Source organism: Solirubrobacter ginsenosidimutans (assembly GCF_027587205.1).
Genome location: NZ_JAPDOD010000033.1, coordinates 59,277 through 73,528 on the forward strand (window position 1 = coordinate 59,277; position 14,252 = coordinate 73,528).

At 70.2% G+C, this 14,252-nt stretch carries 13 protein-coding genes and 2 pseudogenes; 8 read left to right on the forward strand and 7 right to left on the reverse strand.

Going from position 1 to position 14,252, the window contains the following annotated elements; translation table 11 throughout:
- Positions 1 to 369: 369 nt before the first annotated feature.
- Positions 370 to 1,311, forward strand: coding sequence for an alpha/beta fold hydrolase (locus OM076_RS29095; RefSeq protein ID WP_270043636.1), 942 nt, complete (start codon positions 370 to 372; stop codon positions 1,309 to 1,311).
- Between the two features lie 10 nt (positions 1,312 to 1,321).
- On the forward strand, positions 1,322 to 2,239 hold the full coding sequence (locus tag OM076_RS29100; RefSeq protein WP_270043637.1) for a class I SAM-dependent methyltransferase: 918 nt from the start codon (positions 1,322 to 1,324) through the stop codon (positions 2,237 to 2,239).
- 87 nt (positions 2,240 to 2,326) lie between these two features.
- Here the strand turns inward: OM076_RS29100 and OM076_RS29105 are convergent, their stop codons facing one another.
- Positions 2,327 to 2,776 carry a MarR family winged helix-turn-helix transcriptional regulator gene (locus OM076_RS29105; protein WP_270043638.1) on the reverse strand — a complete coding sequence of 150 codons (450 nt, stop codon included), beginning with the start codon at positions 2,774 to 2,776 and terminating at the stop codon, positions 2,327 to 2,329.
- Positions 2,777 to 2,897: 121 nt separating this feature from the next.
- Here OM076_RS29105 and OM076_RS29110 point away from each other — a divergent pair, with 121 nt between their 5' ends.
- From OM076_RS29110 to OM076_RS46970, 4 genes and pseudogenes are all read left to right on the forward strand, one after another.
- Positions 2,898 to 3,398, forward strand: a complete 501-nt coding sequence (locus tag OM076_RS29110) for a nuclear transport factor 2 family protein (RefSeq protein WP_270043639.1) — start codon at positions 2,898 to 2,900, stop codon at positions 3,396 to 3,398.
- Positions 3,399 to 3,408: 10 nt separating this feature from the next.
- The gene (locus OM076_RS29115; protein WP_270043640.1) at positions 3,409 to 3,795 is read left to right on the forward strand and encodes a cupin domain-containing protein; all 387 of its coding nucleotides are present in this window, start codon (positions 3,409 to 3,411) and stop codon (positions 3,793 to 3,795) included.
- Positions 3,796 to 4,130: 335 nt separating this feature from the next.
- Positions 4,131 to 5,456: a sigma-70 family RNA polymerase sigma factor gene (locus tag OM076_RS29120; RefSeq protein ID WP_270043641.1), complete on the forward strand. Its 1,326-nt coding sequence runs from the start codon at positions 4,131 to 4,133 to the stop codon at positions 5,454 to 5,456.
- A gap of 254 nt (positions 5,457 to 5,710) precedes the next feature.
- Positions 5,711 to 6,706: pseudogene (locus tag OM076_RS46970) on the forward strand (endo-1,4-beta-xylanase); the annotation flags it as partial.
- Positions 6,707 to 7,459: 753 nt separating this feature from the next.
- Here the strand turns inward: OM076_RS46970 and OM076_RS29130 are convergent.
- Positions 7,460 to 7,999, reverse strand: coding sequence for an SRPBCC family protein (locus OM076_RS29130; RefSeq protein ID WP_308214357.1), 540 nt, complete (start codon positions 7,997 to 7,999; stop codon positions 7,460 to 7,462).
- Here OM076_RS29130 and OM076_RS29135 point away from each other — a divergent pair.
- Together OM076_RS29135 and OM076_RS29140 are read left to right on the forward strand one after the other, a co-directional pair.
- The gene (locus OM076_RS29135) at positions 7,998 to 8,483 is read left to right on the forward strand and encodes a MarR family winged helix-turn-helix transcriptional regulator (protein WP_270043644.1); all 486 of its coding nucleotides are present in this window, start codon (positions 7,998 to 8,000) and stop codon (positions 8,481 to 8,483) included. The two genes, OM076_RS29130 and OM076_RS29135, sit on opposite strands and share 2 nt — an antisense overlap.
- A gap of 109 nt (positions 8,484 to 8,592) precedes the next feature.
- Positions 8,593 to 9,606, forward strand: a complete 1,014-nt coding sequence (locus OM076_RS29140; RefSeq protein ID WP_270043645.1) for an NADP-dependent oxidoreductase — start codon at positions 8,593 to 8,595, stop codon at positions 9,604 to 9,606.
- Positions 9,607 to 9,689: 83 nt separating this feature from the next.
- Here the strand turns inward: OM076_RS29140 and OM076_RS29145 are convergent.
- The 5 genes and pseudogenes from OM076_RS29145 to OM076_RS29165 all read right to left on the reverse strand — a co-directional run.
- A pseudogene (locus OM076_RS29145) lies at positions 9,690 to 10,918 on the reverse strand (APC family permease); the annotation flags it as partial.
- Positions 10,919 to 11,036: 118 nt separating this feature from the next.
- On the reverse strand, positions 11,037 to 11,849 hold the full coding sequence (locus OM076_RS29150; protein ID WP_270043647.1) for an alpha/beta fold hydrolase: 813 nt from the start codon (positions 11,847 to 11,849) through the stop codon (positions 11,037 to 11,039).
- Positions 11,850 to 11,978: 129 nt separating this feature from the next.
- Entirely contained in the window at positions 11,979 to 12,581 is a 603-nt protein-coding gene (locus tag OM076_RS29155) for an HdeD family acid-resistance protein (protein WP_270043648.1), read from the reverse strand.
- Complete coding sequence (locus tag OM076_RS29160; protein ID WP_270043649.1) at positions 12,578 to 13,360, reverse strand: sigma-70 family RNA polymerase sigma factor; 783 nt, start codon at positions 13,358 to 13,360, stop codon at positions 12,578 to 12,580. The genes OM076_RS29155 and OM076_RS29160 overlap by 4 nt, the downstream gene beginning before the upstream one ends.
- Positions 13,357 to 14,250: a LysR family transcriptional regulator gene (locus OM076_RS29165; RefSeq protein ID WP_270043650.1), complete on the reverse strand. Its 894-nt coding sequence runs from the start codon at positions 14,248 to 14,250 to the stop codon at positions 13,357 to 13,359. Before OM076_RS29165 ends, OM076_RS29160 begins: the two co-directional genes overlap by 4 nt.
- Positions 14,251 to 14,252: the final 2 nt, after the last annotated feature.

A 14,252-nucleotide genomic window follows, 5' to 3' on the forward strand; every position in this document is an offset into this window, starting at 1 on the left:
CGTAGGTCCGACACGACCCCTGGGGAGCGGTGTATTGGGCCCACCGACCCGCCCGCGTCTCAGAAGGTGAGATACCGCCGTCGCGTCGCGGGGATGCACTCCGCGACGCGAACCATCCGCCCTCTCATTTCCCTCCCGCGTCGAAATGTCAACCGGCACCGACCTGTCCGATGGCACGGTTGGTTCTGCCCGTTCGTACGTCGGCAACGCTCTGAGCGAAAACACACCTCGTACGTGTTTGCCGCCGGAACGGTGAGGGCTGGTATGAGGGGCAGGTCCGACGCGGTTTCGCAGGACTGCACACTGCAGCCCTGACCGATGAAACGGAGGCACTTCTACATGGCTGTGACAGCCGTACACGAGGTTGACGTGAACGCGCCGGAGGCATCTGAGAGCAGCGAGCCGTTCCGCGACGCCGTTGAGGTTGCCGTGACCGGCGGGATGCTGCGCGTCGCGCGCGCCGGGTCGCCGCCGGAGGAAGCGCAGGGCGTCGTGCTGGCGCTGCACGGGATGACGGGGACCCACATGGTCTATCGGACCGTGGCGCGTGAGCTGAGCCGCAACGCTCCCGAGTTGTGTCTGCTCGCTCCCGATCTGCGTGGGCGGGGGGCGAGCGCCGGGCTTCCCGCGCCCTACGGCATGGGCGTGCACGTGGCGGACCTGATCGCGGTGCTGGACGATGCCGCCGTCGAGCGAGCGGTCGTCGTCGGTCATTCGATGGGCTGCAACGTCGCAGCACGGCTTGCCGCCGAGCATCCCGAGCGCGTGGCGGCGGTGGTATTGCTCGATGGCGGGCTGCCGCTGCTGCCCGACAACATGATGAGCGAAGACGACGAGCAGGAGGACGAGTCGCACGAGATCTTCGCTCGGTTCGAGTCGACGTATGCCACGGTCGACGCCTACATGGGCTACTGGCGACAGCACCCGGGGCTCGAGCGCGCGTGGGATGAGGACGTCGAGGCCTTCGTCCGGCGTGACTTCAAGCAGGATCGCGACGGCGTGCGCTGCCGGGCCCACCTCGAGGCCGTGCGTAAGGACGTCGCCGACATCATGCTCGACGGACGCACCTGGACGGCGATCACGCGCGTCAGTGCGCCGGTGCGAGTACTGCGAGCCGAGCGCGGTTTCTACGACGACGATCCGGTGATCCCGCTGGAACCGCTCGACAAGTTCGTCCGCGACCATCCGCACGTCTCGGTCGAGGTGGTCAGCGACGTCAATCACTTCACACTGGTCATCGGAGGCGGTCACGGCCCGCGCCGCGTTGCCGCGACGCTGGCCGCGATGGCCCTCGGCGATACGGCGCGCTAGGGCGCACCAGGTGACATCGAAACGAACATATTCAGCGGCCGAGGATCGTGACTTCAAGGCCGCGCAGCGCGCCGTGTGGGCGCGGGGCAATTACCACGAGTTCGCGCGGCGCGCCCTCTGGGGATTCGGGGGCGAGCTCGTCGATGCCTGTGGAATCGGCCCCGGTCAGCGTGTCCTCGACGTGGCCGCGGGAAGCGGCAACGTGGCAATCCGCGCCGCGCTGGCCGGCGCCGAAGTGGTCGCGTCGGACCTGACGCCCGAGAACTTCGAGGCCGGACGCCGCGAGGCCTCGGCGCACGGCGTGCGGATGGAATGGGTGGAGGCCGACGCCGAGGCGCTGCCGTTCGGCGACTCGGAGTTCGACGTCGTCACCTCGGCCTTCGGAGCCGTCTTCGCGCCGCGCCACCAGCTCGTGGCCGACGAGCTGCTGCGTGTCTGCCGGCCGGGCGGCACGATCGGGCTCACGGTGCCCGCGCTGCCGGAAGGCAAGGCGGCGCGCGTGCCGATCGGCACCGACCTGCCGTCGATGTGCGGTCCGGAGTCGGCGCTGCCGTGGGGCGAAGAGCAGCATGTGGCGGAGCTGTTCGGCGAGCGCGTCGACGCGCTCGAAATGACCCGCCGGCGCTCGAAGCTCGAGGGCTTCACCAACGAAACCGAGCTGCGCGACTTCCTCAAAGCGAACCACCCGGTGGCGGTCGCGATGTACCGCGAGCTGCTCGAGGACCCTGAGCTGCGCGACGACGAACGCGAGCTCGCGACGGCGATGCTCGACGACGCGTTTCTCGTGACGGTCAAGCTCTGGTACTCACGCGGCGACGGCGGCTCGGGGAGCCTCGGCCAGGAGGCGGTGTTCATCGTCGCGCGCAAGCGCAATGCCACGCCGACCCAGACCCGTTTCCGGCTCCGGCCCGTCGCCCGAACCAGGTGAATCCGGCGTAGTCCACGTGCTTGAACACGAAAGCCCCGCCGGGAGCGATGCGCCGAAGGGACTCGCTGAGCCGAGAGAGTCGCCGGGTCAGCTCTCCGGCGGCGGCTCGCCGACGATGCGCCACAGCGTTGCGTGGAACGCCGCGCGGTCGGACGGCTGGATGCCCGCGAGGCGGTCGTTGATCGCCTCCTCGCGCGCGATCGCGACGCGCTCGTAGACCTTCACTCCCTCGGGCGTGATCTTCGGGATCCGCGCGCGGCGGTCGCGCGTGGAGGTCGTCCGGACGACCAGGCCGTCGCGCTCCAGCCGGTCGAGGATCGGCACGAGCGTCGAGCGGTCGATCGCGAGGTGCGTCGCGATCTCCAGCTGCGTGCGCTCGGCGTCGTCGAGCGTCAGCAGCGCGAGGACGAGCCAGTCGCGCAGGTCGGTCAGGCCGGCATCGCGCGAGACCTTGTTGAACGCGGCACCGAGGGCGTCGGCCGCGCGGTAGGCGAGCCACGTCAGGTCGTCGAAGCCTGGCTTGGCGTCCTCGGTCATCGGCAACAGGCTAGCCCAGATCGCCTGGATGTGGTGACGAGAAATTATCTTGTATCAGATGATCTTATGCGCAATGATACGGAGCGCCCGTACCTCGAACACCATGAGAGAGGGGTCCCGCATGACCACCGACCTCGACGCGCGCCTGCGCCGCCTCGAAGACCGCACCGAGATCAGCGAGCAGGTGATCAAGTACGCCATGGGCGTCGACCGGCGCGACTGGAGCATGTTCGCCGCCTGCTTCACCGACTCCGTCTACGCCGACTTCTCGGCCGGCGGGAGACCGGCCGCCACCGTGTCGCGCGACGAGCTGGCGGACAGCGTCTCCGCCGCCCTGGACGGCTTCACCGCCACGCAGCACATCAGCCCGAACCACGTCATCGAGTTCGACGCGCACGATCCCAACCGCGCGATCTGCCACTCGTACATGTACGCCCAGCACCTGTTGCTCGGCGCCGCCGGCGGCGACTACTACCTGCTCCGCGGCTCGTACACCAATCACATGCTGCGCACGGCCGGCGGCTGGCGCATCGAGGGCATCGTGCAGCACAGGAGCTGGACCGACGGCAACGACAACGCGGTCGCCGAGGCGATCGCGCGTACGGCACCGGCCGGGACGTAGTCTGCGGCGGATGTCTGACTACTCGATCGTGAACCTACGTGAAGTCGACGATGACACAAAGGGCCGCGTGGACGGCATGCGCGGCGCGTTCGGTCGCAAGTACCTCGACTCTCGTGACCTCGGCGTCTCGCTCTGGTGCTACGACGCCAACCTCCGCGTCCCGTTTGCCCACTCGCACCGCGAGCAGGAAGAAGCCTACGTCGTGGTTGCCGGCTCCGGCCGCATCCGCCTCAACGACGAGGTGCGCGAGCTCAAACCCTGGGACGTCGTCCGCGTCGCGCCTGACGTCGTCCGCGGCTTTGAGGCCGGCCCGGACGGGCTCGAGCTGATCGCCGTCGGCGGCCCGAAGCCCGAGGGCGGCGACGGCGTACCTTCGGACTCGCCCTGGCCCGAGTAGCGAGCACGCGACATGCCGGCCCGCCGCCGCCCTGTGGGCGATGCAGCACGACGTCGTCGGCTGAGGAGTCGGCGGCTGGACGCAAGTGGTTCCAACCTTTCGGCGCGCCGAGCGTTGTTCCGTCGAGTTGTCCAATTTGCTGATGGGAGCGCTCGATGCGCAGATTCGTGATTGTGGCCGCCATGGTCGGCAGCAAGTGTGTGTCCAAGCGCGCCAAGGCGCATAAGGGCGGCGTCGATTCGTAGCGCTCTCCAAGGGGTGGGGCCGGCCTGCCGGCGGCCCTGCGCCCGGGGAGCGTGCCGAGATGCCCCGTTCCCGTCGGGAAGCCGGACTCCGTGAGCACCGCGTTGTCCGGGAGCGGCCATTTGGCGTCCGTCGTGCGGCGGTCCGTGACGCGCTCGCCGGCCGCGCGCGGAGACGCCGCGGCGTTCGCGGAGCTCTACGAGCGCCATCACCAGGCGCTCTATCGCTACTGCGGCTCGATCTTGCACCACGAGCAGGACGCGCAGGATGCGCTGCAGAGCACGATGACGCGCGCGTTCGCGGCGCTGCGCGACGAGCCGCGCGACTTCGAGTTGCGCCCCTGGCTCTTCCGGATCGCACACAACGAGGCAATCTCGCTGCTGCGCCGGCGGCGTCCGACGGACGAGATCGACGAACTGCGCACCACCGAAGCGTCGGTCGAGGACCAAGTCTGCCTGCGCGCCGACCTGGAGGTCCTGCGGCTCGACCTCCAGGCGCTCACGGAGCGTCAGCGCGCCGCGCTGGTCTTGCGGGAACTGAACGGTCTCAGCCACCGCGAGATCGCGGAGGCGCTCGAGTGCACCCCCAACGCCGTCAAGCAATCGATCTTCGAAGCGCGAACCAGGCTGCTCTATGCGCGGGAGGGACGCGAGATGGAATGTGAAACCGTCCGCCGGGCGCTGTCAGACGGGGACGGCCGCGTGCTGCGAAGCGGGCGGATGCGCGCCCACCTGCGCAGTTGCTCATCCTGCCGGGCCTTCCAGCAGGCACTCGTCGACCGTCCGCGCGAGCTCGCGCTGCTCGCGCCGCCGATGCCGGTCGCCGCGAGCGCGGCACTGCTCGCAAGTCTGCTGCCGCTCTCCGCCGCGGCGACGACCGGCGTGGTCTCCGCGACTACCGCGGCGGCGTTCGCGCCCAAGGTCGCGGCCACCGTCGCGGTCCTGGTCGCCGCGGCGGGCGGAACCGCCGCGGTCCACGACAGCCGCACGCCGTCACCGCCGCGGCCACCCGTTGAGCGCCCGGCGCCCGCGAAGGTGGTCGTCGCGTCACCCAAGGCGGTCGTCGTCGCGCGGACCGGCGAGCGGGACATCGCCCCGCCGTCACCGAGGGCAGCCACGGTGACCCGCTCATCACCCGCTTCCACCCACACACGCCATGCCAAGTCCAACCGGCGCGCGAAGGCGCCGCGGACCCATGCAGCGGCAGCCAAGTCGCGGGGACGCGGCCGCGAGCGGGCGTCGGTGGCTCATGCGCACACGCCGAATGGCGTCGCGCGCGGTCAACAACGGCCCAAGACCTCGAACCGGTCGGCGACAGCGGGCCATTCCGTCGCGAAGAAGAAGGCGCCATCCACCCGGCCCGGGGCCGCCACGAAGCGGGCGGCCAACACGCCGCGGGGCCGCTCGCGCAAGCCCTGACGTGCCTGGCTGAGGGACGAACACGGCACGCGGGGCAGGCGGATGGATCGCGTGGCCATCAGCGTTTGTCGTCTCCTCCACTGAATTGCTCACGCGATTTCCACTATCCACTAGACATGGCTTCATGAGTGGTGTTACGTTTTGTCTGGCGGTCCAACGTGCAGGAGGGGCGCGGTCGCCGGTTCGCATCAGCGAGTTGGGGAGGAGAGGACGCAATGCACCGGACCCGTCTGACGGGAGGGGCGATCGCGGCCATCGCGGTCGCGGCCGTTTTAGTGGTTCCGTCCGCCGCCGCGGGACAGGCGTTCCCAGTGTTCGGGAAGGACAAGTGGCTCGGCAGCGTCAACGAGCTCACCCGTCCGCTGTTCACGCAGTACTTCAACCAGGTCACGCCTGAGAACGCGGGCAAGTGGGGCAGCGCGGCCGGCACGACGCGCACCGCGGCGATGCGCTGGGCGAATCTCGACCAGGCCTACAACTTCGCGCAGACCAACGGCTTCCCGTTCAACTTCCACGTGCTGGTCTGGGGCAACCAGCAGCCGACCTGGATGGCCGCGCTGCCGGCCGAGGAGCAACTGGTCGAGATCAAGAAGTGGTTCGCGGCCGTCGCGGAGCGCTACCCGAACATCAAGTGGCTGCAGGTCGTCAACGAGCCGCTGCACGACCCGCCCGACTGCACGCACTCGGCCAACCAGGGCGCCAACTGCAACGCCAGCGGCAACTACGCGCGAGCGCTGGGCGGCGCCAACGGGACCGACGGCACCGGGTGGGACTGGGTCCTCAATGCCTTCCGGCTGGCGAGGCAGTACTTCCCCAACGCGAAGCTGATGCTCAACGACTACAGCATCACCAACTCCAACAGCGCGACCACCCAGTACCTGCAGATCATCGACATCCTCAAGCGCGAGAACCTGCTCGACGTCATCGGCGAGCAGGGTCACGCGTTCTCGACCACCGGCAACATGGCGGTCCACAAGTCCAACCTCGACCGCCTCGCCACGACCGGGCTCCCGATCCAGATCACCGAGCTCGACATCGACGGAGTCGCGGCCGGCGGGGTCGCCGGCGATGTCGTCCAGCTGCGCGACTACCGGCGGATCGTCCCGGTCTTCTGGGAGCACCCCGCGGTCCAGGTCGTCACGGTCTGGGGCTGGCGGCAGCCCAACCACTGGCGCAACGCCCAGAACGCGCCGATCGTGCTCTCCGATGACATGCCCAAGCCCGCGGCGCTCTGGCTGCACGACTACGTCCGCGGCATCGCGCCGGCGATCAGAGCGAACCAGACGTTCAGCGTCCGCGACGTCAACGCCCCGGTCGGCACCGTCCAGGCCGACGACTGGGCATCCGCGATCGGCCGTCCCGAGCTGCGGACGTTCACGTGGCAGCTGACCGGGACGGACGGGCCGTTCGCGATCGATCCGAGCACCGGCGCGCTTCGCATCACCGATCAGCGCCAGCTCGACGAGCGCACCACGTACACGCTCAAGACCCGCGTGAGCGACGGCTTCCACACCTCCGACGAGGTCACGCTCACCGTGGCCACGCAGGATCTGGCCAACGTCGCCGACGGCGACGCCGGCGGCAGCGTCCCCGCGACGCTCGCGCTCGCACTCGGCGGCGGTGCCGGCTTCGGTGCCTTCACCCCCGGCGTGGGCAAGGACTACGCGGCGTCGACGAGCGCCAATGTCATCAGCACGGCGGGTGACGCGACGCTGAGCGTGGTCGATCCGGGCGCGTCGCCCGGCCGGTTGGTCAATGGGGCATTCTCCCTGGCGCAGCCGGTTCAGGCGGCGGTGTCGGCCGCGTTCGCGCCGGTCGGGGCGGCACCGGTCACGCTCCACTCCTACAGCGGACCGGTCAGCAACGACCCGCTGACCATCCGCTTCAGGCAGACCATCGGCGCGTCCGAGGCGCTGCGCACCGGCGCGTACTCCAAGACGTTCACGTTCACCCTGTCGACGACGACACCATGAACCTCGGTCACTTGATTCGGCGGCACGGCGTCAGTCCGCCCCGGCTTCCAGGAGGTGCTTGAGCGTGGCGAGGTTGGCGTCGACGCCGCGTCTGACCGCGCGTCCGGCGAGTGGCCCGGCGAGGGTGGCCAAGCCCGCGAGCTCGACGGTGGCGTCGAGCTCGAGGATGGTGGCGACGCCGTCGGCCATGAAGCGGTAGCGATAGACGAACGGCGTGGGGCCGGAGGTCGTGCGGATGGCGAAGGTCGTGGGCGGCGTGAGCTCCAGGATCTCGAGGGTGTTCTCCGCGGGGCCGGTGGGGAGTGCGCGGCGCATCAGGAATGTCGACCCGGCCTCGCCCGGACGCGTGGAGGTGGCGCGGACGGATTCGACGGCTGAGTTCCAGTGGGGGAACTGCGTCGGATCCGCGACGTAGGCGAACAGCTCGTGCCGCGGGCGCATGATTCGCACGCTGGTTTGGAACGCGACCATGGAAGCTCGTTTCATGTGGAGGGGGCGGAGCGAGCTCCAAGATACATGATGTATCACGTATTTCAATGACACGACATGTATCTCTATGCTGCCTCGCATGGATCCCGTGGAAGAGCTGCGCTATCTCGTCCTCGCGGCACAGCGCGACGGCAACCGCGCCCTCGCGGCGCTGTTGCGTCCGCTCGCCTTGACCCCCGCGCAGGCCGAGGTGATCAACGTTCTCGCGCGAGCCGAACGTCCGCTCACCGTCCGGGAGGTCGGCGACCACCTCGTCTGCGAGCCGGGGAGCCCGAGCCGGCTAGTCGCCTCACTCGCCGAGGCGGGGCTGGTCGCCCGCAGCGTCGATCCCCGTGACGCCCGCGCCTGGACGCTGGAATTGAGCGAGAGTGGACGGCAAGCGGCAGAAGCCGTCCGTGCCGTCGATGCGCGCCTCCATGACGAACTGCGGGCCGGCCTCACGTCCCAGAGCGACATCGAGGCGGCGTTGCGCGTGCTCCGACAGTTGGCTCCGGACGGCGCCTCGGCCGCCGCGCTCGGACGTCGGCTCGCGGCCGAGGCCGCTCGCCCGTCGTCACGCTCGTGACCGAGCGGGAGATGCGAGGCAGCGGTGCGGCGACCGCGCCCGACCTGTTGCGCCGCTAGCCACCGTGCGCCGAGAAGACCAAGGCGGGGCTAATGTTCGGCGCCGGCGTATGAGTCCGCTCAATCATCAGATCCGCCTGGCCGCTCGTCCTTCCGGGCGTGCAGAGGCGTCGGACTGGGAGCTGACCACGGAGCCGGTCCCGTCGCCCGGACCCGGCGAGTTCGTGGTTGCGGTCGCGTACGTATCGATCGATCCCGCGATGCGGCGCTGGATCGCCGCGAGCCCGTTCTACTCGGCGCCGGTGGCCATCGGCGCGGTGATGGAGGCCGGGGCGGTCGGGCGCGTGGCGACGTCCGAGCACGCAGGCTTCGCGGTCGGTGAGTACGTCTACGGCGGGTTCGGCGTCCAGGAGTTCGCCCGTTCCGACGGGACGGGCGTGACGAAGCTCGACGCGTCGCTCGCGCCGCTGACGGCCTACCTCGGGGCGCTCGGGATCCCCGGCCTCACGGCGTATTTCGGGTTGCTCGACGTCGGCCGCGCGAGCGCGGGCGAGACCGTTGTCGTGTCGGCCGCGGCGGGCGGGGTCGGGAGCGTCGCGGGTCAGATCGCCGGGATCAAGGGCTGTCGTGTGATCGGGATCGCGGGCGGGCCGGAAAAGTGTCGCTGGCTCGTCGATGAGCTCGGCTTTGACTCCGCGATCGACTACAAGGCGCAGGACGTCTCCCGCGTGCTCGGGGAGCTCGCGCCCGACGGTGTCGAGGTGTTCTTCGACAACGTCGGCGGCGAGATCCTCGACGCGGTGCTCTCGCACCTGGCCCGCGGCGCGCGCGTCGTCATCAGCGGGGGTCTCTCGCAGTACGACGAGGATCAGCGCTGGGGGCCGTCCAACTATCTGGAGCTCCTGCGGACGCGCTCGTCGATGACCGGATTCGTCACGCCCGACTACGCCGACCGCTATCCGGAGGCCGTTGCGGAGCTCGCCGGCTGGCTGCGCGAGGGCCGGCTGGTCTCACGCGAGCAGATCATCGAGGGCGGCGTTCGCGCCTTCCCCGACGCGCTGCGGATGCTGTTCGCCGGCGAGAACCTCGGCAAGTTGATACTCGCCGTGTCGGACCTGACCTAGGCGACGCAAGATCCGGTCGCTCCGCGCCGATCCTGGCTAGTAGACGCGGTCGCGGTGGGCGGTGGCGTGGACTGTGGCAGCGCTCATCGCTCCTCCTCCGCGTCCGCGATCTTCCAAGACGGCTTGCGCAGTTTGTAGAGCGCCAACGGCGGAACGATGCCGATCAGCACCGTGCCGCCAAGGATCAGGAGCCCGTACGTCAGCGGGCTGGCGCTGCCGAATGCGACGGCGGCACGAAGCCGATCACGAACGCGGCGAGCGACGCGAGCAGGCCCGTGATGCACAGCGCGGTGAGCGCCGGCGCCTAGTAGCCGCGCGGGTGATCGGGCTGGTCGCGCCGCGACCGGCGCGCCGCCACGAACATCAGCACGTACATGATCAGGTACACCTGCGTGGTCATCACCGAGAAGATCCAGTAGGCGCTGGAGACGCTCGGCGGGAAGGCGAAGAGCAGCCCGATGATCGTGGTCACGACGCCCTGGGCGACGAGGATGTTGACCTGGATGCCCTCCGCGTTGAGCTTCTGGAACTGCGGCGGCAGGTAGCCCTGCTCGGCGCCGATCTTGAGCAGGCCCTTGGACGGGCCGGCGAGCCAGGCGTTCATGCCGCTGAGCGAGGCAGCAACCAGCGCGAGCGCGATCAGCGGCACGAGGAAGGACATGCCGAAGTGCGCGAAGAAGGCGCTGAACGCCTGCATGACGCCGGCCGTGAGGCTGAGCTCCTCGGCCGGGATCATCCACGAGATCGCGAGTGCCGGCAGGATGAAGATGGCGAGCACGAGGCCCATCGCGACGAAGATCGGCTTCGGGAACTCCCGCGCGGGGTCCTTGAGCTCGGACACGTGCACGGCGTTCATCTCCATCCCCGCGTAGGAGAGGAAGTTGTTGACGATGAGCACGAGCCCGGCGAGGCCGGTCCAGGCGGGCACGAGCTGGCTGGTGTCCATGGGCGCGGCCGAATGGTTGCCCTGGAGCAGGTACACGAGCCCCATGACGACGAGGATCGCGCCCGGGATCAGCGTCCCGATCACGGTGCCGTGCGACGCGAGCTTCGCGACCAGGCCCATCCCGCGCGAGGAGACGAGCACGCCGCCCCAGAAGAGCGTGATGACGACTGCGGCGGTGTAGACGCCGTTGCCGGCCAGGCCGGGGTCGATCACGTAGGCGAGGGTGCTGCCGACGTAGGCGAGCAGTGTCGGGTAGTAGAAGATCGTCAGCGCGAACTGGCACCAGATGGCGAGCAGCCCGAGCGGCGCCGACAGGCCCTCGCTGACCCAGCGGTACACGCCGCCCTTCCAGCCGGAGGCGAGCTGCTGGAGGCCCCGATATCCGGAGCGTATGGCCGCCGCCAGGACCATCACCGTCCGGCCAACGCCGAGAGGCCCGCCGGTCGGCGGGCCTCTCGTGGGGCGGATGCGTTTCGCGCTCGCGTCAGCGCGCGGCGCGCTCGATGACGTCAGCGACGGTGCCCGCGTGGCTGATCAGGCCGAGGTGCGACGCGTCGATCTCGGTCGTACGGCCGTGCGCGCGCTTGGCCATGAAGCGCAGCCCGGCGGGATCGATCGCCTTGTCCTGGCGGCCGATGACGAACCACGACGGGATCGTCTTCCATGCGGCCGCGGTCGGCGGCTCGACGAACGCCGACTGGTCGACCGGGCGCTGGGCCGCGGCGGCCAACGCGATCGCGTGCTCGGGCACATCGGCGCCGATCACCTCGCGGAAGCGGCTCGGCTGAACGTACACGTCAGTGCCGGTCTGTCCGCCGGGTAGCGCGTACGGCCGTGTGATCAGCGCGGGGCCGAGCAGGTTGTTCGGGAAGCGCTCGCCGATCGACCCGGCGGGCTCGCCGACGTCGAGCGCGAACGCGTCGACGAACACGAGCGACTTGACGTTGGGCAGGCCGGCCGCGGCCTGGCCGATCACGGCGCCGCCGTAGGAGTGACCCGCGAGCACGACCGGGCCCGGAATCGTCTTTACGACACTCGCCAGGTAGGTGGCATCCGAGGCGATACCGCGGAGCGGGTTCGCCGGCGCGATCACGGGATACCCGTCGCGCTGGAGTCGGTCGATGACGCCGTTCCAGGTCGACGCGTCGGCGAAGGCGCCGTGGACGAGCACCACGGTGGGCTTCGGCTGGCGCGGCTCGTTCTGTGCCGCCAGCGTGTTCGTTGCCGTCAGGGCGAGTGCGGCAACCCCGACCGCCACGAGGGCGATACGACGGCGGATCGATTGCTTGTTGTACATCTCGGCCTCCAGGAAAAGGGGGGTGTTTTGGCTGTCTCCAGCGTCGCGCGCAGCCGGTCCCTTCGCACCCGTGCGGGCCCGGGTCCCGCGACTGGCTCGCCGCACGTGACCCGGGCCTCGCCGGTGGAGTTAGGCGGCCGCGGTCGTCGCGGTCGGGGCGGACCAGGCCTTGTCGAGCTCAGCAGGGAGGCGCTTGGCCTCGAAGGCCAGCACGACGCGCGAGACGCCGATGGCGACGGCCCAGATACCGGCGACGGTGATGATGGCGGCGAGGGTGGCGCCGGGGTTGGCGAGGGCGAGCACGCCCAGCGGGATCTCGAGCAGCCCGATGAGCAGCAGCATCCACCAGTACGGCAACACGGGCCGGACGGCGAACGCGCCGCTGATGGCGATCGTGCCGGAGACGACAAGCCAGGCGCCGAGGAAGATCGCGACGGCGACGATGCCGGGCTCGGGCCAGGCGATGATGGCGATGCCGGTGGCGATCGAGATCAGCCCGGAGATGACGTTGGCGCGTCGCACGCGCGGGTCGATGCCGGACGCGAGCGCGCGCGAGGCGCCTTCGAAGATGAACAGGGCGCCGATGAAGGTGGCGAGCGAGTTCACGGTCCAATCGATGCTGAAGACGAGCACGCCGGCGACGATCAGCGCGAGGCCGTTGAGCAGCAACAGCCACCAGGCCTTGGCGACCCTGGTCGCGGCGTCGCGGGTGAGTTGGTGTGCGAGCGTCATGGTGTACCTCCGTGGGGGATGGGTGGACTGATGAGGGTCCGCAGCCAGTGCAGACCTTGTTGTTCGAGTTGGCGGCTGCGTTGCTCGCCGACGCCGAGCCAGTCCGCGATCTGCTCGTGGCTCTGGGCGTCGTCGCGGCCGATTCCGAAGCGGCGCAGCAGGACTTCGCGGTGGCGTGCGGGCAGCAGGTTCAGCAGCGAGCACAGCCGGCGGCGGGTCTCGTCTCGCTCGGTCTGCTGCCACGCCGGGTCGCCGTCAGGGTCGCCGATCAGCTCGGCGAGCGGGGTGCCGTCCTCGCCGAGCGGCTCGTCGAGCGAGGCGGTCACATGCGGTGCGTCGCGCAGCGCGTGCACCGTGCGCGGACTGAGGCCGGCATGCGCGGCGATCGCGTCGTCGCTGGCGACCACGTCGAGCCGGCGCAGTTCGTCCTCAGCGCGCAGAACGGCCGCGAGCTGCTGCCGGGCGGCGGGCGGAATGCGGATCGCCTGGGCGTCGGTGAGGGCGTCCATGATCGAGCGCCGGATCCACCAGGCGGCATAGGTCGAGAACCGCAGCCCGCGCCGGTGATCGAACTTCTCGGCGGCGCGGACGAGCCCGACCGCGCCTTCCTGTGTCAGATCCTCGAGCGGCACGCCGCGACCGCGGTAGCGTTGCGCCACGGCATAGACCAGCCGCAGGTTCGCGGTGATCAGCTCGTCTTTGGCGACCAGGTCGCCGCGCTCGATCCGGCGTGCCAGGCGTACCTCGTCCGCCGCGGTGAGGAGTCGATCGCGTGTCATGCCACCGCCTCCAGGACGCGCAGGGAAGACGGCGCGGCGGCCGCTTGCGCGCTCGTGATCAGCTCGCGGAGGGCGGGCGATGGCGTCTCGTCGCGCCGGATCAGCGCGAAGCGCAGGCGTCGCGTCGGGGTCAGCGGGCGCGCGATCAGCCCGGCTGTCGGCGCGCTGGCGAGCGCGAGCGCCTCACCCGCGGCGACCGCCGCATGCAGCGCGGGGCCGGGGCCGCCGGGGACCAGCTCAGCCGTGACACCAAGGCTGTCCAGCAGCTCGGACACGGCGCGGTCGTAGCCCGCGCCGTCGCGGTGCCCGGTGGTCACGATGCGCTCGCGATTGAGTGCGGTGGCGCTGATCGGACCGGGCGTGGCGAGACGGTGGCCGTGGGCGACGAGCACGGACCACGGCTCCGAGGCGATTCGCAGCGATCGCAGGTTCGCGGTCCCGATCGCCGAGGGTGCGATCACGGCGTCGAGCCGGCCGTCGTGCAGGTCGCGCAGCAACGCGCCCGCATAGGACGTGACGACCGTGACCTCGACGTCGGGCCGGTCGCGCCCGAAGGCGGCGAGCAGCCCCGGCGTGACGCCGGCCGGCGCCTCGTCCGCGAGCCCGAGCCGCACGCTGCCGACCAGCCCCGCCTGGAGGTCTCGGCCGGTGGCGAGCGCGCTGTCCGCGGCGGCCAGGGCCAGGCGGGCGCGTTCGAGCAACAGCTCGCCCGCGTCGGTCAGGTCGACGCCGCGGCTGTGGCGCGTGAAGAGCGTGACGCCGAGCTCGCCTTCCAGCCGCCGGATCTGCGACGAGAGACCGGGCTGGGCGATCCACAGGCGCTCGGCGGCACCCGTGAAGCTTCGCTCCTCGGCGATCGCGACGAAGTAGCGCAAGTGACGCAGTTCCATGG

Excerpts from the sequence above, each read along its gene's own strand:
- OM076_RS29155 (WP_270043648.1), bottom strand. The coding sequence starts at position 12,581 with ATGACGCTCGCACACCAACTCACCCGCGACGCCGCGACCAGGGTCGCC.
- OM076_RS29105 (WP_270043638.1), bottom strand. The coding sequence starts at position 2,776 with ATGACCGAGGACGCCAAGCCAGGCTTCGACGACCTGACGTGGCTCGCC.
- OM076_RS29115 (WP_270043640.1), top strand. The coding sequence starts at position 3,409 with ATGTCTGACTACTCGATCGTGAACCTACGTGAAGTCGACGATGACACA.
- OM076_RS29110 (WP_270043639.1), top strand. The coding sequence starts at position 2,898 with ATGACCACCGACCTCGACGCGCGCCTGCGCCGCCTCGAAGACCGCACC.
- OM076_RS29160 (WP_270043649.1), bottom strand. The coding sequence starts at position 13,360 with ATGACACGCGATCGACTCCTCACCGCGGCGGACGAGGTACGCCTGGCA.
- OM076_RS29150 (WP_270043647.1), bottom strand. The coding sequence starts at position 11,849 with ATGTACAACAAGCAATCGATCCGCCGTCGTATCGCCCTCGTGGCGGTC.
- OM076_RS29135 (WP_270043644.1), top strand. The coding sequence starts at position 7,998 with ATGGATCCCGTGGAAGAGCTGCGCTATCTCGTCCTCGCGGCACAGCGC.
- OM076_RS29165 (WP_270043650.1), bottom strand. The coding sequence starts at position 14,250 with ATGGAACTGCGTCACTTGCGCTACTTCGTCGCGATCGCCGAGGAGCGA.
- OM076_RS29130 (WP_308214357.1), bottom strand. The coding sequence starts at position 7,999 with ATGCGAGGCAGCATAGAGATACATGTCGTGTCATTGAAATACGTGATA.
- OM076_RS29140 (WP_270043645.1), top strand. The coding sequence starts at position 8,593 with ATGAGTCCGCTCAATCATCAGATCCGCCTGGCCGCTCGTCCTTCCGGG.